This is a genomic window from Rhizobium sp. NZLR10 (assembly GCF_019685125.1).
Classification (GTDB): Bacteria; Pseudomonadota; Alphaproteobacteria; order Rhizobiales; family Rhizobiaceae; genus Rhizobium.
Genome location: NZ_JABDWE010000007.1, coordinates 14,541 through 34,133 on the forward strand (window position 1 = coordinate 14,541; position 19,593 = coordinate 34,133).

Genomic DNA, 19,593 nt, shown 5'->3' on the forward strand with positions numbered 1-19,593 from the left:
TCATGAGCGGGGAGACCCAGCCGACAAGCGGTTCGCGCCAGCGCATCGATAAGTGGCTGTTCTTCGCGCGCATGGCGAAGTCGCGCTCGCTGGCGCAGAGCCACATCCAATCGGGCCACGTGCGCATCAACGGCGAGCGCTGCAAGCATCCGAGCCAGATGGTCAAGCCGGGCGACCGTATCGAGATGACGCTGGAGCGGCGCGATCTCGTTCTTCTCGTGCGCCTCGCCGGCGAGCGGCGAGGGCCCTACGAGGAGGCACGACTGCTTTACGAAGACCTGTCGCCGCCGCCCGATGAGGCAAAACGTCTCACGCCCTACGAGCAGGCGATCCGGGCGACCGGCACCGGCCGTCCGACCAAAAAGGAAAGACGGGCAATCGACAGGCTGATGTCGGACGAGGATTAGAAAACTCTGTCTGCGGCGGCGGCTTTTGCAGGTCGTTTATCCTTGAAATCCGGCGTTAAAGCCGATACGTCACTGACAACCTGCCGGAAGCGTGCTTGCCTCCCAAGCCTGCCCACGATTTTCCTCCGGCACGGGGATAGGCGCGACGTTCCAGGTTGCCCGGCCCCATTCGCATGGAATCCTGGAGTTCTTCATGACCTATGTCGTGACCGACAATTGCATCAAGTGCAAATACACCGATTGCGTGGAAGTCTGCCCTGTCGACTGCTTCTACGAGGGCGAGAATTTCCTCGTCATCCATCCTGACGAATGCATCGATTGCGGCGTCTGCGAGCCTGAATGTCCCGCCGAGGCAATCAAGCCCGACACCGAGCCGGGCCTCGACAAATGGCTGAAGATCAATACCGAATATGCCACCATCTGGCCGAACATCACGGTCAAGAAGGACCCATTGCCCGAGGCCAAGGACATGGATGGCGAGACCGGAAAGTTCGAGAAATATTTCTCCGAGAAACCCGGTTCCGGCGATTGAGACGGCGGCCATATTCGGTCGCCGGATTCGGGCGGCCGCGGGGCGAAACGTTTTAAAAGCTGCGGGAGGCATATGGGTGACATGTGTTGCCCGCATGACTCAAGCGAAGCAAATTATTGATTTCCTCATATTTTTATGATAGGTTTTGGCTACTGTTCCATTTGTGGCATGACGCATGCCCAAAACCATCACGAAAGCAAAACCAATCCGCACGCGGTTTCCGTGACATATCAACGCTTTGAGCGCCGGGTCCCAAGATCGTGCGCAAGAAGTTCTTTGCTTTTGCCCGATGGGACCAGAGTGAAGTCACCCGACGGATACTACCGTCTCACCCGGGCCTGACTGACCCGGCTCCGGCCGCCGCCGGGAGCGTAACAGGGAGTTTTTGAATAGAATGACGACTCAGCAGAAAAAGCCTTCCATCGCACGCCATGGCTTCAAGACCGGTGAATCGATCGTCTACCCCGCTCACGGCGTCGGTACCATCACCGCTATCGAAGAGCAAGAAGTTGCCGGCATGAAGCTCGAACTTTTCGTTATCGATTTCGAAAAGGACAAGATGCGGCTGAAGGTTCCGGTCGCCAAGGCGATGAGCATCGGCATGCGCAAGCTTTCGGAAACGGATTTCGTCGAGCGTGCATTGAAGGTCGTGCAGGGTAAAGCGCGCGTCAAGCGCACCATGTGGTCGCGCCGTGCCCAGGAATATGATGCCAAGATCAATTCCGGCGACCTGATTTCCATCGCTGAAGTCGTGCGCGATCTCTATCGTGCCGAAAACCAGCCCGAACAGTCCTATTCCGAGCGTCAGCTTTATGAGGCTGCGCTCGACCGCATGGCGCGCGAAATCGCCGCCGTCAACAAGATGTCGGAAACTGAAGCCGTCCGCCTGGTCGAGACCAATCTCAACAAGGGTCCGAAACGCGGCAAGGCGATAGAAGAAGACGACTCACAGGACGAAGCCGCATAAGGCGACCCTGTTTTTCCCCTATCAAAAAACCCGGCTTGCGCCGGGTTTTTTTTGGAACTTTTTTTCGACTGCCGCGTTTAACACACGTAATTGCGGACTGCTCGCAGGGCAATGGGCCTCGACGGGCGAACTGTCATTCCGTCAATGTTCGATGAGGAGCGGATCATGCCTTTTCAATATTGCCCATCCGGCAACGTGAAGAAACAGGTCCGGCCCGGCCGTCTTAACGGTACATGATGAGAAATAGGGCCTCCCCCTGAAAAGTCCAGGGGCGAGGCCTTCATGCATTCAGAACCCCATTCAGTCCGGACAGCGATGTTCCGGAAGGTGCGTTTTATTGTTCATTTAGGGCGAGAGGCCTGTTTCAGGAGATCGAAATGAAGAACATGTCTGCAGATCGGCGCATGATCAAAATCGCGATGGCCGCCCCCTATCTCGCCCGTCAGGAAGAGCACGATCTCGCCATTCGTTGGAAGGATCACGATGATCGCGGCGCGCGCAACCAGATCGCCATGGCCCATATGCGCCTCGTCATATCCATGGCGGGTAAGTTCCGCAATTTCGGCCTGCCGATGAGCGATCTCGTGCAGGAGGGCTATGTCGGCCTTCTGGAGGCTGCCGCTCGCTTCGAGCCGGAACGCGACGTACGTTTTTCCACTTATGCGAGCTGGTGGATCAGGGCTTCGATCCAGGATTATATCCTGCGCAACTGGTCGATCGTGCGCGGCGGCACGAGTTCGGCACAGAAGGCGCTTTTCTTCAATCTGCGTCGTCTGCGCGCCAAGCTCGCCAAGGGTGACACGCAGCTGACTCTGCAATCCATTCACCAGGAAATCGCCGCGGCGCTCGGCGTCAGCCTCTCCGATGTGCAGACCATGGACGCCAGGCTTTCCGGCAATGATGCCTCGCTGCAGGCGCCTTCGGTCTCCGGCGATGCCGAGAGTGCGGAGAAGATGGACTTCCTCGTCAGCGATGATCCCCTACCGGACGAGCAGGTTTCCAACATGATCGACGGAGAGCGGCGCCGCGTCTGGCTCGCCTCGGCGCTGACACATCTCAACGAACGCGAAATGAAGATCATCAGCGCCCGGCGTCTGGCGGAAGACGGTGCCACGCTCGAAGAACTCGGCGCCGATCTCGGCATTTCCAAGGAACGTGTGCGGCAGATCGAAAGCCGGGCGATGGAGAAGCTCCGCAGCGCGCTTGTCAGCGCCGATCCGCATATGGCGGCTTACGCCTGAACCGAAACTATTCCCTGCAGCAGCACAGACTGGCCCGGCGCAAGCCGGGCTATTTTTTTACTCGGCGATGATCTTGACGCGATCGCCTGGTGAAACGGCTGCACCCGTGGGCAGGGCGTTGATGAGTTTGAAGAGATCGAGCTTGCGGTCGGTACCCATCATGCGGGCGGCGAGCGTCGAGATGTTTTCACCCAGACGGACGGTGACGACGCGGATGCGCAGCGGCTTGAGCGAGGCTGCCTCTGCCGGCGTCATGCGTCGGAAACTCGCACGCAGGACATTGGCCGTTGGCTCAAGGGCGTCGCTGCCTTTCGGCACGGCGGTGAGGAAGCGGAAGATCTGCGAATTGTTGCGGATCACGGTGACATCGAAATCCCAGCGGTCGGCGCTTGCCCGCGCTGTGGCTGCTTCCATTCCGTTGATGGTGACCGGCTGGATGGTCGACGGGTCGAGGCCGGTCACCCAGCCGCTGGAGATATAGTTGGTGAGGCTCTGGTTCTGATTGTCGGCGACGCCGTCGAAGCGGACGGCGATGTCGTTCGGGCCGGTGGCCATTACGGCTTCGACCTTGTTGTCGATGTGGAAGTCCGGCGGCACGTCGAAGCGGATGCCGAGGCCGCCGTGCAGGAAGGTCTGGCCGCGCACGTAGCCTTCCTCAGGGCTGTCGCCATAGAGCAGGCCGTCGATGCCGTCGAGATAATAGTCGCGGCCCTTGTCCCCGACCGAACCCTCCTGGCCGAAGGCCCGGGCATGGGTGCGGGCAAGCTCGATGCGCTGCGCCGAATTCGGATGGCTCGACAGGAAGTCTAGGCTCTGGTCGGCTTCGGGATCGACCGACATGAAGCGACTGTAAGCCGCCATGGAATCGAGGAAACGCGCAGCGGAATAGGGGTCGTAGCCGGCTTCGCCAAGCATGCGCACGCCGATGACATCGGCCTGCAGTTCCTGCTGGCGTGAGAAGGCGGCGAGCCGCAGCTTGCCGCGGGCCAGCGCCTGCTTGCCGGCGATATCGCTGGAGAGAACCTCGGCGACGACGCGGCTGGCGATGACCTCAGCCTCCTCGCGCTTCTGCCGCTCGATGCCGTGGTTCGCCGTCACGTGGCCCATCTCGTGCGATAGCACGGCGGCGACTTCCGAAGCGTCGTTGGCAAGGGCAAGCAGGCCGCGGGTGACGTAGAGATAACCGCCGGGCAGCGCAAACGCGTTGATCGCCGGCGAATTCAGGATGGTAATGCGGTAGGATTGGCTCGGATTTTCCGACACCGCCGTCAGCGCGCCGGCGATGCGGGCGACGAGGCGCTCGGTCTTGGCGTCCTTGTATTCGCCGCCGTAGCTTGCGACGATGCGTGGATGCTCACGGGCGCCCATCGCCGCGCGCGGATCGTTCTTCTGCACCTCGTCGACGATCTGCGGATTGGAAGAAGGCGAGACGCTCGGCTGGTAGGATTGGTCGATCAGCGTTTGACAGCCATTCAGCGCCATTGCGACGGCCGAAAGCAGCATCAGGCGACGCGCGAAACGCCGCGGCGCGGAGATGGCATCACTGGAAAGCGCGGGCGATTTCCACGTCGTCAAGCTGTCCAGTCTGGTTCTCCGCATCATGTCGCTGTCTTGCCGGTTTGCCGCAGATTGGCACCGACCGTGGCAAGGGGAATTCAACAGGTGCGCACCCCTGATCTCGCGCTGCACAATCGGCCGATACAAGTCCTTGCTGTAGCTGATTTATGCATCGGTTGCATAGCGAGACTCTGTTTAAATGTGGCGCCGTTGCATTTTAGCCAGCCTCGATCGTGAGGCCTTCCCTTCGCTCGGATGAAATTATGGCGAAAGTTCCGTCACAACGCGGAGATTCGTCGGTGGCGAAGAAAAAGAACGGGCCGATTGAAGTAACCGAGCTGATAGCGACAGCGATGCGAGAAAATTGCAACCACCGATAATATCATCGCGGAAGGAACTCCTCCCGATGAGGTATTCTGCGGGATCGATCCGGTTACTCCGCCGCATTCGCCGTCGTCGGTTGCGGCATCTTCGCTTCACCGGCGCGGGGCAGCTGCACAGGTTTCAGCATGATGGCCGCCACAAGGCCGATCAGCGCAATAGCACAGGAGGTCATGAAGAGCGGCGAGAAGGCGGCGGCATAGACATCGGCGACAGCCTGGCGGCTTGCTTCGGGAAGGGCGGCCATCATCTTCGGCGTCAGCTGCTCGATATCGATAACACCGGGAATGGAGACGCCGACCTTGTCGAGCTGAGAGGCGATGATGGCGCCATAGATGGAAATGGCGATCGATGCACCTCCCATGCGCGACAGCGTCACCGAACCGGTGGCGGCGCCGACATCGCGGGCCGGCGCTGCATTCTGTACGCCGATGATGGGAACCTGCTGGGCAAGGCCGATGCCGATGCCATGCAGCATCATGATCGCCCCGATGAAGGCGATCGGCGTTCCCGCGTGGATCTGCGACATCAGCGCAAAGGCGATGGCGCTGCAGGTCAGGCTTGCGATGGCAAAGGGCTTGTAACGCCCCGTTTTTGAGATGATGCGGCCTGCGGACAGCGATCCGCAGACGAGGCCGCCCGTCAGAAGAATGAAGAGCGCGCCGGCGGCAGAGGGCGAAAGGCCGGTGGTGGTCTGCAGGAAGAGGGCGAGATAGTTGACCATGCCGATGGCGATGGCGCCGCCCATGATCGACATCACCAGGAGCAGGCTGAATGTCGAATTGCGAAAGAGCTGTAGGGGAACGATCGGTTCCGGCGCGCGGCGTTCGACGAGCACCCAGGCGACGGCGCAAACGATACCGAAGGCGATGATGACGATGCTCTGTGGCGAGACCAATGCGCCGAAGAGTTCGCTGCTGTCGGTGGCAAGCACGATGCTGGTCGTCGTCAGGGCGAGAAGCAGCGCACCGGCATAATCGATCTTGGGCCGGCGATGCGGTTTGCGATAGGGCAGCATCACGGCAAGGCCGGCAAGTGCGATTAAGCCGATCGGCACGTTGACGAGGAAAATCGAGCGCCAGCCGAAAAGGTCGCTCATCGTGCCGCCAAGCACCGGTCCGATCGCACCTGACGCCATCAACACGAGGCTGGAATAGCTTTGGTAGCGGGCCCGCTCGCGCGGCTCGAACAGATCGGCATTGACGGAGAAGATCGACACCATGATGCCGCCGCCGCCAAGGCCCTGTAGCACGCGGGCGGCGATCAGCGTGTTCATGGAGACCGCAAGGCCGCAGACCGCCGAGCCGACAGTGAAGATCATGATCGCCGTCATCATCACGTATTTGCGCCCGAAGAGATCGCCAAGCTTGCCATAAACCGGCATGACGGCGCTCAGCGACAGCAGATAGGCCGAGCCGATCCAGCCGAAGCGCTCCAGATGGCCGAACTCGCCGACGATCGTTGGCAGCGCCGTGGAAACGATCTGATTATCTAGTGTCGCCATGAACATGGCCGTCATCAGGAAGAAGAAGAGGATGAGCCGGCGACGAGGATCCGTCACGAGCGGCGCAGGCGCGAGTTGCATATCCATGGAGCATCATTCCGGGTTGGGTAGATTTTTATGTGCTAACAGCATGTATTTGTCAATGGCACATTAATGACATCGGCATATTCAAATTCCGCCGCGGCTCTGTTATGGTCCCGGCATGAACGAAGTGCTGACCAAGACCATTTCCACCGAGCCAGAGCCGGTTGAGGAAAACGTGCCTCGCATCGGCCGGAGCATGGGGCGCATGCGGTTGATGACCGGGCGGCGATTGATCGGCCGGCTGGCGATCCAGAGTGCTGCACCGGGCCTTGAACTTTCGCATCTCGACGTGCTCGATGCGGTGCGGAGGGCAAAGCCTGCCGGCGAGGTCACCGTCGGCATGATCGCGGAGATGCTGCGCATCGATCCGTCACGGGCTAGCCGGGTGGTGGCCGACATGGTCGGGCGGAACGTGCTGCGCCGCGAAGCTTCGCAGGCCGATGCGCGACGGATTGTCGTTGTCATGACCGAGGTCGGCCAGAATCTGCTGGCCGAGATCGTCGCGCAGAAACTCGCGATCATCTCCGAGATCGTCTCCGACTGGCCTGAGCAGGATGTCGCTCGTTTCGCAATGCTTTTCGAGCGTTTCATCGGCGGTTACGAGGCGGTCTTCCGGTCGCGCGACAAGGATACGCCGGGCTAGAGCATGATGCCGAAAAGTGTGTGCGGTTTTCGGGCGACATCCTGTTCTAGTGGCGCTCGAAGGGAAATGGCGCCGATCCGCCGGCGCCCCTTCCCCTCGACCCCCGGTTTGCGCTAAGGGCAATGCCCATGAGCCCATCCACCTTCACCATTCTCCTCGGCGGCGAACTCAGCCTGACGGAGCGCCTGCGCCAAGCCATCGGCGGCAGCCGTTCCATCGCGGCCGATGGCGGCATGCGGCATGCGGTGGCACTCGGTATCGAGCCGGAGCTCTGGGTCGGCGATTTCGATTCGACGCCTGATGATCTCGAGGGTGCCTTTCCCGATGTGCCGAAACAGCCCTATCCCGCGGCAAAGGCGGCGACGGATGGCGAAATCGCCGTGTCGGAAGCGATCGCGCGGGGTGCGCGGCGGCTGATTCTGGCCGGTGCTCTTGGCGGCGAACGCTCGGACCACGCGCTTCAGCATCTGCTGTCGGCCGTCAGTCTGGCGGAGGAGGGTTTCGACGTGCTGCTGACCTCGGGCAAGGAAGAGGCAGTGCCGCTGCTTGCCGGGACGGTCGAGCTGGATCTTCCCAAGGGGAGCCTGTTTTCCGTGCTCGGGTTCAGCGAGCTGACCGGGCTTTCCATCGAGAATGCGCGTTATCCGCTGGCCGATTTCCATCTGCCTTTCGGCTCGTCGCGCACCATTTCCAATGTTGCGGAAAGCAAGATTCGCTTTTCGCTCCGCAGCGGCCGGGCGATCGTGCTCGCCAGGCCATATGATCTTTCCGGAGTCTGATTTTTGGCCCCTCCCATTCTGAAACTCGACGATATCTTCCTGAGCTTCGGCGGCGCACCGCTGCTGGCTGGTGCTAGCCTGCAGATCGAGCCCGGGGACAAAATCTGCTTGGTCGGGCGCAACGGCTCGGGAAAATCGACGCTGCTGAAGATCGCCGCCGGCCTGGTCGAGGCGCAGTCTGGCGAAGTCTTCCGTCATCCTTCCTCGACGGTGCGCTATCTCGAACAGGCGCCGGATTTTGCCGGCTTCAACACCGTCCAGGCCTATGCCGAAGCCGGTCTCGGGCCGGGCGACGACCCTTATCGCGTCACCTATCTGCTGTCGCATCTCGGGCTGACCGGCGAGGAACATCCGAGCATGCTGTCCGGCGGCGAATCGCGCCGGGCCGCCCTTGCCCGCGTGCTGGCGCCGGAGCCCGATATTCTCCTGCTCGACGAGCCGACCAACCATCTCGACCTGCCGACCATCGAATGGCTGGAAGGCGAGTTGCAGAAGACGCGCAGCGCCCTCGTGCTGATCTCGCACGACCGACGTTTTCTCGAAAAGGTCTCGACGGCAACCGTCTGGCTCGACCGCGGCACCTCGCGCCGGCTCGACAGGGGATTTTCGCATTTCGAGGCCTGGCGCGACCAGGTGCTGGAGGCCGAGGAGCTGGAGCAGCATAAACTCGGCAAGGCGATCGAGCGCGAGGAGCACTGGCTGCGTTATGGAGTCACGGCGCGGCGCAAGCGCAACATGCGCCGCCTCGGCGAGTTGCAGACGATGCGCTCGAATTATCGCGGCCATAAGGGGCCGCAGGGCTCGGTGCAGGCGACGGCTTCGGACGCGCAGGAATCCGGCAAGCTGGTGATCGAAGCTCACAAGATCACCAAAAGCTTCGGCGACCGGGCAATCGTCACGCCCTTCTCGATCCGCGTGCACCGCGGCGATTGCATCGGTCTGGTTGGGCCGAATGGTGCCGGCAAGACGACGCTCTTGAAGATGTTGACAGGTCAGCTTTCCCCGGATAGCGGCACGATTAAGCTCGGCACCAATCTGGAGATCGCCACACTCGACCAGAAACGCGAGGATCTCGATCCCGAGGATACGCTCGCCAACTACCTGACGGATGGGCGCGGCGAAAACCTGCTCGTCAACGGCGAACAGCGTCATGTCACCGGCTACATGAAGGAGTTCCTGTTCCAGCCGGAACAGGCGCGGACGCCGATCAGAAGCCTTTCCGGCGGCGAGCGCGCCCGGCTGATGCTGGCGCGGATTCTCTCGCGCCCTACGAACCTGTTGATCCTCGACGAACCGACCAACGATCTCGATATCGAGACGCTCGACCTGCTGCAGGAAATCGTCGCTGGCTTTCCCGGCACCGTCATTCTCGTCAGCCATGACCGCGATTTCCTCGACCGCACCGTGACCTCGACGATCGCACCTGCCATGGCGGACGCACCTGACGGCCGCTGGATCGAATATGCCGGCGGCTATTCGGACATGCTTGCGCAGCGCAAGGGCGCGATCGAGGAGCGCAAGCGGGCCGAGAAGGCGGCGGAGAGGCCGAAGACCCAGGAGGCAGCGTCTTCTGCTGGAAGTTCGAGGGGCAAGCTTTCCTTCAAGCAGAAATTCGCGCTGGAAAATCTGCCGAAGGACATGGCGAAAGCCGAAGCCGAGATCGCCAAGCGCGAACAGGTGATGGCCGATCCCAATCTTTTCACGCGCGATCCCGTAGCTTTCAACCGGCTTGCCGTCGAGATGGAAAAACTACGCGCCGGCCTGATGAAAATGGAGGAGGAGTGGCTGGAGCTCGAAATGCTGCGCGAAGAGCTGGAAGGCTGAGGCTTCGCAAACTCGCAGTCTCACCTTTCCTTGATTGGCCAGTGTATCGACGCGCGGCATAGAGTGTCGCCCGGCAGCTGGGGATAGCGCCGATAGCAATGGCGACAAGGAAAAGTCATATGTCTCGCAAGGCCTATTCCAAGATTTTCACAGCACTTGCCGGCGGCGGTCTTGTCGCGATTGCGCTCTCGCAGGCCGCACAGGCGCGGGATGGCAACCGCGTTCGCGTTCGTGGCACCATCGAAAGCCTCAGTGGCGATAGTCTCGTCGTCAAGACGCGCGAAGGCAGCGATGCGATAATTACGCTGAAAGCCGGCTGGAAAGTCGGCGGCATCAAAAAAGCCTCGGTCGAGGATATCAAGCCCGGCGATTTCGTCGGGGTCGCCTCGCTTCCGAAAGGCGCCGGCCCTGACGGGGCGATCGAGGTATTAATCTTTCCGGCGTCGATGAAGGGGACCGGCGAGGGCAACCGTCCCTGGGATGCTCAGCCGAACAGCCAGATGACCAATGCGACCGTCAGCAATGCCGTCAAATCCGTCGACGGCCACACGATCACGCTGACCTATCAAAGCAAGGAAAAAACCATCACGATTGCCGACGGCACGCCGATCGTGACCTTGGCGCCGGCGACCAAGGACGATCTGAAGGCCGGCGCCAGCGTCATCGTCACCGGCGAGAAGGCGGCAGACGGCAGCATCTCGGCCAGCCAGGTGGCCGTCGGCCTGAATGGCATCACGCCGCCGATGTGACCAGCGTGAAATTCAAAGTGATATAGTGTCTATCGGACGCACGGCGCTCTACAGCGCCGGCGCGGGCATGGCGGCAGCGCCTGTACTGGCGCTGGTGCCGGTCTGAGCGACTTGCTGTTGCTGCTGCGGTTCCTCAGATCTTGCCGGCAGCGCCTGCAGATGCAGTACGCGCGGCTTGAGCGCCTCGAGATAGGCCTCGGAGCGGCCGATGTAAATCATGCCGCTTTCCGGCATGGAGGTCAGCAGTTTGGCCATCATCTCCTGCCATTCCGGCTCCATGCCTTCCAGCACTTCGTCGAAGATGATCCAGCGCGGGCGCACAAGAAGCAGACGGGCAAAGCCGATCGCCTTCTGTTCATCGCTGTCGAGCAGCTTGTCCCAACGGGCGCGGGTATCGAGCCTTGCGATCAGCGAATGCAGGCCGGCTCTGTCGAGGGCCGTCTCGACAGCGGCTCGCTCGTAGGCATCAGGACTTGCGGGAAAGGCCAGCGCCTCGCGCAGCGTGCCGCCGGGAACATAAGCGATCTGCGGGACGAACAGCATGTCGTCGATCGGCGGCAGGCCCATCGTGCCGCTGCCGCACGGCCAGAGGCCGGCCATCGCCTGGAAGAGTAGCTTGCGGTTGACGCTGTGATCGCCGTTGATCATGATTTTTTCGCCGGCCTTGATCACGACATCGGTTTCACGCAGGCGGAAACCGCCGCATTCGTCGATCTCTTCACCGATCTTGGCAACGATCACCACATCCTTCAACGTCAGCGTGTCGGGCGCAGTGTTTTCATAGGCGATGCCGTCCTTCTGGGCGAATTCCTCCTCCATGTCGAGCAGCGCCTGGCGGAAATCGGTGACGCGCATCAGTGTCGCGCGCCATTCGGCGATCGGGCCAAAGTTGGCGACATACCAGCGCAGCGCCGTGTTGACCTGATTGAAGGCGCCGACCGACATCATCAGCTGGCCGAGGGTGAGGCCGCCGGAGAAATAGGCGGGGGCGGCGACGATGATCGGGATGACGATCACCAGCCAGCCGTAGCCGGCCGAAACCCAGGTGAGGTTGGTATTGGCCATGGCGAGCCGCTTGACGACCCTCAGTACCGAGCTGATGTCGGTGTTGATGCGCCGGCGCTCATTCTCCTCGCCGCGGGCGACGGTGATCGCCGGCATGTTCTCGTTGGCGTGCATCAACGTGAAGCGAAGCTCGGCCTCCTTCGAGAAGCGGTCGGCATTCAGCTTGACCAGTTTGCGGCCGACGACCTGGCTCAGCACCGAGGCGGAGGCGGCGTAGAAAATCGCCGCCCAGACCATGTAGCCGGGAATGGAGAAGCTGTGGCCGCTGATGTGGAAGATGAAGCCGCTGGAAAGCTCCCAGAGCACGCCGATGAAGCTCACCAGAAGAATGGTCGACTGCAGCAGGCCGAGAACGAGCCCTGTCGTGCTTTCGGCGAGGTTGCGGGAATCCTCATGCAGGCGCTGGTCCGGATTGACGCCGATCAGACCGCTCGAAGCAAGCCGCAGCGCCCGCTTGCGCTTCAGCCACTGATCGACGAGGTCGCGCGACAGGCCCTCGCGCATATAGAGCGCGGTCATCTGATTCAGCCATGCCTGCAGCACGTTGAGCAGCAGCAGCGTGCCGGCGATCATCGCGAAGATTTCGAGCTGGTGGAAGAATTCACCGAGATCGCGGCGCTCCAGCGAGTCGTAGAAGGGAGCATTCCACTGATTGAGGATGACCTGGCCGTAGGACGTCAACAGGATGACGAGGATCAGCACGGTCGCCAGAAACAGCACCTTGCCACGCACTTGCGAATTCCAGAATGCGGAGAACATAACCCCGAGGCGATTCGTCAGGCTGAGATCATACCCCACCCTATCGTGCCTTCGGATGCCCGGCCTCCCCTCGATCTTATCTGCCATTACGCTTTTCCAACATCGCCCATGCTTACCATTATTAACATGGTGGCGTTACCGGTCTATCAACAGATTCTATCAGTCATTAAACTGTGATGATGCTTGCATGCATCGCTCCTGCGTGCATTCGGCAGTTGATTCGCGGTCCGACTGGGGCTAATTAAAGCTCCGTGGTGATTTGGCCGGCCGGCTTGCAGCCACGTTAAAAAAGTCGCTAAAGGGCCGCGTGCGGACCGGTAGCGATTTTTTTCGCCGCCGGTTTTTTGTTTTTTTGATCGAGTGACCGCAATGCCCATCAAGATCCCCGATACGCTGCCCGCCTTCGAAACCCTGGTTCAAGAGGGTGTGCGGGTGATGACCGAGACGTTGGCGATCCGTCAGGATATCCGACCGCTGCAGATCGGGCTGCTCAACCTTATGCCGAACAAGATCAAGACCGAACTACAGATGGCCCGACTCGTCGGCGCCTCGCCACTGCAGGTCGAGCTGTCGCTGATCCGCATCGGCGGCCACAAGGCGAAGAACACGTCCGAAGATCATCTGCTCGCCTTCTACCAGACCTGGGAGGAAGTGAAGCACCGCAAGTTCGACGGTTTCATCATCACCGGGGCGCCGATCGAGCTTTTGCCCTATGAAGACGTCACCTATTGGCCGGAAATGCAGCAGATTCTCGACTGGACGGAAACGAACGTGCATTCGACGATGAACGTCTGCTGGGGCGCGATGGCGGCGATCTATCATTTCCACGGTGTTCCGAAATACGAGTTGAAAGAAAAGGCCTTCGGCATCTACCGCCACCGGAACCTGAAGCCGTCCTCCATCTATCTCAACGGCTTTTCCGACAATTTCGAGGTGCCGGTGTCGCGTTGGACCGAGGTGCGCCGTGCCGATATCGAGCCATCCGAAAGCCTGGAGATCCTGATGGAATCAGGCGAGATGGGTGTCTGCCTCGTGCACGAAAGGAGGGGGCGGCGGCTCTACATGTTCAATCATGTCGAATATGATTCCACATCGCTTTCCGACGAGTATTTCCGCGACGTCAACGCCGGCGTGCCGATCAAGATGCCGCACAACTACTTCCCGCATAATGATCCGGCGCTGACGCCGCAGAACCGCTGGCGCAGCCATGCGCATCTCCTGTTCGGCAACTGGATCAACGAGATCTACCAGACGACCCCCTTTGATGTGGAGGAGATCGGCACGGACCTCTGAAGCGTCGGACTGCGCCTCGGCCGATGCCGGGGCGTTTCTTCTGATCCGACCGGTTGCGGTTTGGAGCAAATGCGGGCAGGTTCCGCTCCTGAAACCGAAAGCGTTGTGGGTCTTTGTGACGCACAACGCTGAAAAACTTTGAATGAGAATGGACGGTCGATCATGTCGGATAAGTTGGAGCGGGAAGTTTTCGGGCAGACGAAGGCAGGCGAGACCGTCTATCGCGTGGAGATCAATGGCGGCGGGCTGACGGCCAAGATCATCACCTGGGGCGCGGTCATCCAGGATCTGCGTCTTAAGGGGCATGAGGCCCCACTGCAGCTCGGTTTCGATGATTTTGACAGCTACCCGCTCCATTCGGCCTATTTTGGCGCGACGCCGGGCCGCTGCGCCAACCGTGTCGGTGGCGGCGCCTTCACGCTCGACGGCAAGGACTACCAGCTCGAGCTGAACGAAAATGGCGTCACCCATCTGCATGGCGGCAGCGACAATATCGCCAAACGCAACTGGACGGTCGTCGAGCATGAGGTCGACCGGGTGGTGCTGAAGATTGTCGATCCCGATGGCCGCGCCGGCTATCCCGGCAATTGCACCATCCAGGCAACCTTCTGGGTGCACGGCAACGGCGAACTGTCGGTGACCTATGAATCGACCAGCGACCAGCCGACGCTCGCCAATGTCTGCCAGCACGCCTATTTCAATCTCGACGGCCGTGAAGATGCGCTTGGCCACGACATCATGATCGCTGCCGACCACTATCTGCCGACCGACGAGAAACAGGTGCCGACCGGCGAGATCCGTTCCGTCGAGGGCACGGAATTCGATTTCCGCGAGATGGCGCCGATGAAGCGTTTCGTCGGCAGCGAACAGGCCTTGTACGACCATAATTTTTGCCTGTCCGGCGAGCGCACCGCCAAGCGCAGCGTCGCGCTTGCCCGCAGCCTGTATTCCGGTGTGTCGCTGGAAGTGCGCAGCACCGAGCCGGGCGTGCAGTTCTATGCCGGTTTCAAACTGGATACCGGCGCTCCCGGCATCGGCGGGCGCAAGTACGGCCCGTTTGCTGGCTTCTGCCTGGAGACGCAGGTCTGGCCGGATGCCGTCAATCACCAAGGTTTCCCGAATGCGGTGCTGCGCCCCGGCGAAGTGTTGCGCCAGGAGACGGACTATATCTTCACCAAGAGCTGACGTCTTTTTCAGACGCACGGCTCTATGGACGCACGGTTGTCAAATTCTAAAGCGCGTCGCATCAAAGTTGATTCATGCGACGCGCTTTAGTCCTTTGTTTTTATGCATGTCGTTATCCCGGAACCGCTGCGCCCTTCTGGGCGACATGCATCAGCGCTATGAACCTCTCCGGTCTCCGGGGAGGTTTTTTCTTGGCCGGGTGCGATTCCGCCTTGTGGATTGGTTCTAGATAGGTTCTATTGTGTGCTTATGGATAGAACCAGTCTGATAGCGGAACTGAACAACCGCGGCCTGCGTGACGAGGCGTTGTCCGGCCCGCTCTATAAGCGGCTGGCGCAGGCGCTGACCGGCCTTATTCAGGAAGGCCTGCTGAAGCCTGGCACGGCGCTGCCAGGGGAGCGCGACCTTGCCGAGGCCTTGAAGCTCGGCCGTGTCACCGTGCGCACCGCCTATCGCGATCTGATGGCTTCAGGTGCACTGGAATCGCGCCACGGAAGCGGTACCTTCGTATCGAGCAGAGTGGAGCGTATGGAGCAGTCGCTCTGGCGGCTTTCCTCCTTCTCCGCCGACATGCGTTCGCGTGGGCGTCTGCCAGCCGCGCGGATCTTGTCGCGGGCGGTCAATACGCCGTCGCCGGAGGAATCCTTCCTGCTGGGCCTTGGCGGCGACGAGCCGGTGTTGAGGCTTGACCGGCTGCGTCTCGCCGACGGCCTGCCGCTTGCGATCGAACGCGCCGTGGTGCCGATCAAATTCTTAGGCGGCGATCCCGGCGGCGAGGGGTCGCTCTATGATGCGCTGGCGGCCAACGGTCACAAGCCCGTACGTGCGCTGCAGCGGCTGACCGCCGTTACGCTCGATCCGTCCTCAGCGGCGATCCTGAACGTCAAATCAGGCGCGCCGGCGCTGCTGATCGAACGCGTCTCGCGCCTGGAAGACCAGCGCGTCGTTGAGTACACCCGCTCGCACTATCGCGGCGATGCCTATGATTTCGTTGCCGAATTGAGAATCGGAGATGACCTATGAATGAGAACCAGTCGTTGATGCTGCAGGAAGCCGGCCAATCCCCAGAGGTGGTGGCCACGCTTCTCGAAAAGGAAAAGCCGGCCTTTGCCGAGATCGCCCGGCTGTTTTCGTCCTCCCGCCCGAGCGTGGTAACGACGGCGGCGCGTGGCTCCTCGGACCATGCCGCCACCTTCTTCAAATACCTCTTCGAGATCACCTGCGGCGTCCCGGTCGCCTCGGTCGGCCCGTCGATCGCTTCGGTCTACGGTGCCGCGCTGCATCTGAAGGGGGGTGTGCATTTCACCGTCTCGCAGTCGGGTGCAAGCCCCGACATCATCGCATTGCAGGATGCGGCCAAAAGGGGCGGGGCGACGACGATTGCCGTTGTCAACGTCGCCGACAGTCCGCTTGCCAAGCAAGCCGATATCGTTCTCGGGCTTAATGCCGGCGCGGAAAAGAGCGTCGCGGCGACCAAATCCTTTATCGCTTCCGTCGCCGCCCTTGCCGGCGTGACCGTTGCGGTCGGCGGCGCGTCCGACCTACAGGCTGCGCTTGGCAGGCTGCCGGAGGCGCTTTCGGCAACCGCCGGGATCGACACGGCGGCAGCCGAGGAGGTGCTTTTCAATGCGACCTCGCTCTATATGGCCGGCCGCGGCCCGGCCTTTGCAATCGGGCTCGAAGCGGCGCTGAAGGCCAAGGAAACCTCCGGCCTGCATGCCGAGGCCTTCTCGCTGGCGGAACTGATGCACGGCCCGATGCGCCTGGTGCAGCCGGGCTTTCCGATCATCGCCTTTGCGCCCGACGATGCGGCCTTCGTCAACAACGTTCAAGCGCTGGAGCGCCTGCAGAAGCTCGGCGCCACCACCGTCGGTTTCTCCACGCAGCCGCTTTCCGGGGTCAATCTGCGCGTGCCGACGACGGGCAATGGCCTTATCGATCCGCTGGTGTCGCTGCTCGTCTATTACCGGCTGATCGAGTCGGTGACGCGCCGCAAGGGCTTCGATCCCGACAAGCCGGCGAACCTGCTCAAGGTGACGGAGACGGTCTGATGGTCCGCAAGATCTTCATCGGCGCCCGCATCTTCGATGGCGAGCGCTTCCATGACGAGAAAGCACTCATCGTTGCCGACGGCCGCGTCGAGGCGATCGCTGCTGGAAACGATCTGCCGGACGGCGAGACGGTGACGCTTGCCGGCGGGGTTCTGTCGGCCGGCTTCATCGATGCGCAGGTCAATGGCGGCGCCGGGCGGATGCTGAACGACGAGCCTTCCGTCACCTCGATGGAGATCATCGCTGCTGGACACCGGCCCTATGGCACGACATCGCTCTTGCCGACGCTGATCACCGACACGTCCGAGGCATCCATTGCCGCAATCGAGGCCGCCAAGGAGGCGGTGAAGGCGAACCGTGGCGTCGCCGGCTTGCATCTCGAAGGCCCGCATCTGGCGCCTGCGCGCAAGGGTGCGCATCTGGCCGAACTGATGCGGCCGGTCGAGGATCGAGACGTCAAGGCCTTCATCCGGGCACGCGAGGCGATCGGCACGCTGCTCGTCACCATGGCTGCCGAGCAGGTGACGGTTGCCCAGGTGCGTGAGCTTGCCGAAGCCGGCGTCACCGTCAGTATCGGTCATTCCGATTGTTCGAGCGAGGCAGCGGAACAACGTTTCGATGCCGGAGCGCGCGGCGTCACGCACCTCTTCAACGCCATGAGCCAGCTCGGACACCGTACCCCCGGTCTCGTCGGCGCGGCGATCGATCATCCCTCGATCTGGTGCGGCGTCATTGCCGATGGTCACCATGTCGATCCGAAGGCTTTGCGCACGGCGCTGCGTGCCAAACGCGGCGAAGGCAGACTGTTTTTCGTCACCGATGCGATGTCGCTCGTCGGGTCGGAGAAGGATTCGTTCACGCTGAACGGGCGCGCCGTCCGGCGCGAACGGGGCGGGTTCTGCTCGAAGCTGGTACTATCCGACGGCACGCTGGCCGGTTCCGACGTCGACATGATCTCGACGATTCGCTACGGCGTCACCTATCTCGATCTGACGCTGGCCGAGGCTTTGCGCATGGCAACGCTTTATCCCGCCCGCTTTCTCAGACTGGGCGATCGCGGCCATCTCGCACCAGGCGCGCGCGCCGATCTCGTGCATCTCACCGATGCGCTCTCGGTCACCGCCACCTGGCTCAGCGGCGAAGCGGCTTGACTCAAGGAGAAGTGGGATGACTGACATCACGGATGCCTATTTCTCCAACCTGATCGGCCGGCTGGAAGAATTGAAGCAGACGCTTGCCGAGCCGATGGCGCAGGCGGCGGCGGTTATCCTCGATGCTGCCCACGGCGACAAGCGCGTCTATGTCTTCGGCACTGGCCATTCGCATATGCTGGCGGAAGAGGTGCACTATCGTGCCGGCGGGCTCGCCTTCACCGTGCCGGTGCTCGTCGGCTCGGCGATGCTGCATGAGGGTGCGGTCATCAGTTCGGTCTATGAACGCACGCAGGGCCTGGTTCGGCCCATGTTGGAGCGTTACGGCATGCAGCCGGGCGATGTCATCATCATCGCCTCCAATTCGGGCGTCAATGCCGCGCCGATCGAAGCCGCCGACTACGCGCGAGAAATCGGCGCAAAGGTGATTGCCATCACTTCGATCGCCTATTCCTCAGCGATCGCCAATGGCCGCCGGCGGCTCGCCGACGCGGCCGATGTGGTGCTCGACAATGGGCTGCCACCGGGTGACGCCGTTCTCGACCTCGAAGGCACGGGGCTTCGGGTCGGGCCGGTCTCGACGGCGGTCGGGGTGACGGTCATCAATGCGATCTTCGCCGAGGTCGCCTCCGAGCTTTCGAAATCCGGCGATGCGCCGGTTTATCTCAGCGCCAACATGCCGGGTGCAGCCGAGATCAACCAGAAGCTTGTCCAGAAATACCGGCCGCGCAACCCGCATCTCTGATCAGCATTGTTGGCGGCGGACACAAAAAAGGCCGGTCGGAACCGGCCTTTTGTATGGAATGAACCAGGGATCAGTCCTTGGCGCGTTCGACGTAGGAATTGTCTTCCGTCGCGATGACGACGCGAGTGCCGGCATTGATGTGCGGCGGCACCATGGCGCGCACGCCGTTCGACAGGATGGCCGGCTTGTAGGAGGACGATGCCGTCTGGCCCTTGACGACCGGTTCCGTCTCGGTGATCTCAAGCGTGACGTGGCGAGGCAGCTCGAGTGCCAGCGGAAGGCCTTCATAGATCGAGAGGATGCAGGACATGCCTTCCTGCAGATAGACCTTCTGATCGCCCATAGTGTCGACATCAACCACGACCTGATCGTAGTTGCTCGGGTTCATGAAGTGGAAGCCTTCGCCGTCTTGATAGAGGTACTGGAAGGACACGTCCTCGACGAAGGCGCGCTCGACCTGTTCGGTGGTGCGCCAACGCTCAGCAACCTTCACGCCGTCAACGATGCGGCGCATGTCGACCTGGGTGACCGGCGTACCCTTGCCCGGATGAAAGTTCTGAGCGGTGAGAACGACGTAAAGCTTGCCGTCGACGTCGAGAACGTTGCCCTTGCGGACCGAAGAGGCGATGACCTTGACCATAAGACTTCCTTGTAACTCGGCTTTCGGCGTCGTAGA

General features: G+C 61.4%; 18 protein-coding genes and 1 riboswitch. Of the genes, 14 read left to right on the forward strand and 4 right to left on the reverse strand.

Going from position 1 to position 19,593, the window contains the following annotated elements:
• Positions 1–2: 2 nt before the first annotated feature.
• The 4 genes from HJB82_RS12270 to HJB82_RS12285 all read left to right on the forward strand — a co-directional run bounded on the left by HJB82_RS12270 (position 3) and on the right by HJB82_RS12285 (position 3,147).
• Positions 3–407 (forward strand): RNA-binding S4 domain-containing protein, encoded by a 405-nt coding sequence (locus HJB82_RS12270; RefSeq protein ID WP_207582225.1) that lies wholly within the window; start codon positions 3–5, stop codon positions 405–407.
• A 193-nt stretch (positions 408–600) separates the two neighbouring features.
• Entirely contained in the window at positions 601–939 is a 339-nt protein-coding gene (gene fdxA / locus HJB82_RS12275) for a ferredoxin FdxA (protein WP_003543777.1), read from the forward strand.
• A gap of 394 nt (positions 940–1,333) precedes the next feature.
• Positions 1,334–1,906 (forward strand): CarD family transcriptional regulator, encoded by a 573-nt coding sequence (locus tag HJB82_RS12280; RefSeq protein WP_207582224.1) that lies wholly within the window; start codon positions 1,334–1,336, stop codon positions 1,904–1,906.
• A 377-nt stretch (positions 1,907–2,283) separates the two neighbouring features.
• A complete protein-coding gene (locus HJB82_RS12285; protein WP_164007435.1) occupies positions 2,284–3,147 on the forward strand; it encodes an RNA polymerase factor sigma-32 in 864 nt (287 codons plus the stop codon).
• 57 nt (positions 3,148–3,204) lie between these two features.
• Here HJB82_RS12285 and HJB82_RS12290 read toward each other — a convergent pair whose 3' ends face one another.
• Positions 3,205–4,749, reverse strand: coding sequence for a M48 family metalloprotease (locus HJB82_RS12290; protein WP_207582223.1), 1,545 nt, complete (start codon positions 4,747–4,749; stop codon positions 3,205–3,207).
• A gap of 388 nt (positions 4,750–5,137) precedes the next feature.
• The gene (locus HJB82_RS12295; protein ID WP_207582222.1) at positions 5,138–6,676 is read right to left on the reverse strand and encodes an MDR family MFS transporter; all 1,539 of its coding nucleotides are present in this window, start codon (positions 6,674–6,676) and stop codon (positions 5,138–5,140) included.
• A 115-nt stretch (positions 6,677–6,791) separates the two neighbouring features.
• Between HJB82_RS12295 and HJB82_RS12300 the strand changes: the two genes are divergently transcribed.
• The 4 genes from HJB82_RS12300 (at position 6,792) to HJB82_RS12315 (ending at position 10,668) form a co-directional block, all read left to right on the forward strand.
• Positions 6,792–7,316 (forward strand): MarR family winged helix-turn-helix transcriptional regulator, encoded by a 525-nt coding sequence (locus tag HJB82_RS12300; protein ID WP_207582221.1) that lies wholly within the window; start codon positions 6,792–6,794, stop codon positions 7,314–7,316.
• Positions 7,317–7,438: 122 nt separating this feature from the next.
• Positions 7,439–8,095, forward strand: coding sequence for a thiamine diphosphokinase (locus tag HJB82_RS12305; protein WP_207582220.1), 657 nt, complete (start codon positions 7,439–7,441; stop codon positions 8,093–8,095).
• 3 nt (positions 8,096–8,098) lie between these two features.
• Positions 8,099–9,919: an ABC-F family ATP-binding cassette domain-containing protein gene (locus HJB82_RS12310; RefSeq protein WP_221140095.1), complete on the forward strand. Its 1,821-nt coding sequence runs from the start codon at positions 8,099–8,101 to the stop codon at positions 9,917–9,919.
• Between the two features lie 119 nt (positions 9,920–10,038).
• Positions 10,039–10,668: a hypothetical protein gene (locus HJB82_RS12315; RefSeq protein ID WP_221115432.1), complete on the forward strand. Its 630-nt coding sequence runs from the start codon at positions 10,039–10,041 to the stop codon at positions 10,666–10,668.
• Positions 10,669–10,716: 48 nt separating this feature from the next.
• On the opposite strand, the gene HJB82_RS12320 is transcribed toward HJB82_RS12315, so the two are convergent.
• Positions 10,717–12,579: an ABC transporter ATP-binding protein/permease gene (locus HJB82_RS12320; protein WP_207582217.1), complete on the reverse strand. Its 1,863-nt coding sequence runs from the start codon at positions 12,577–12,579 to the stop codon at positions 10,717–10,719.
• Positions 12,580–12,733: 154 nt separating this feature from the next.
• Positions 12,734–12,811, forward strand: a riboswitch (SAM riboswitch).
• 50 nt (positions 12,812–12,861) lie between these two features.
• Here HJB82_RS12320 and metA point away from each other — a divergent pair.
• From metA to HJB82_RS12350, 6 genes are all read left to right on the forward strand, one after another.
• The gene (gene metA / locus HJB82_RS12325; RefSeq protein ID WP_207582216.1) at positions 12,862–13,785 is read left to right on the forward strand and encodes a homoserine O-succinyltransferase; all 924 of its coding nucleotides are present in this window, start codon (positions 12,862–12,864) and stop codon (positions 13,783–13,785) included.
• A gap of 162 nt (positions 13,786–13,947) precedes the next feature.
• Positions 13,948–14,970: an aldose epimerase family protein gene (locus HJB82_RS12330; protein WP_221140097.1), complete on the forward strand. Its 1,023-nt coding sequence runs from the start codon at positions 13,948–13,950 to the stop codon at positions 14,968–14,970.
• Positions 14,971–15,219: 249 nt separating this feature from the next.
• Entirely contained in the window at positions 15,220–15,993 is a 774-nt protein-coding gene (locus HJB82_RS12335; RefSeq protein ID WP_207582214.1) for a GntR family transcriptional regulator, read from the forward strand.
• Entirely contained in the window at positions 15,990–17,021 is a 1,032-nt protein-coding gene (locus HJB82_RS12340) for an SIS domain-containing protein (RefSeq protein ID WP_207582213.1), read from the forward strand. Before HJB82_RS12335 ends, HJB82_RS12340 begins: the two co-directional genes overlap by 4 nt.
• A complete protein-coding gene (nagA, locus tag HJB82_RS12345; RefSeq protein ID WP_207582212.1) occupies positions 17,021–18,172 on the forward strand; it encodes an N-acetylglucosamine-6-phosphate deacetylase in 1,152 nt (383 codons plus the stop codon). The genes HJB82_RS12340 and nagA overlap by 1 nt, the downstream gene beginning before the upstream one ends.
• A gap of 16 nt (positions 18,173–18,188) precedes the next feature.
• Complete coding sequence (locus HJB82_RS12350) at positions 18,189–18,917, forward strand: SIS domain-containing protein (protein ID WP_207582211.1); 729 nt, start codon at positions 18,189–18,191, stop codon at positions 18,915–18,917.
• 70 nt (positions 18,918–18,987) lie between these two features.
• On the opposite strand, the gene efp is transcribed toward HJB82_RS12350, so the two are convergent.
• Positions 18,988–19,557, reverse strand: coding sequence for an elongation factor P (gene efp / locus HJB82_RS12355; RefSeq protein ID WP_207582210.1), 570 nt, complete (start codon positions 19,555–19,557; stop codon positions 18,988–18,990).
• Positions 19,558–19,593 lie beyond the last annotated feature (36 nt).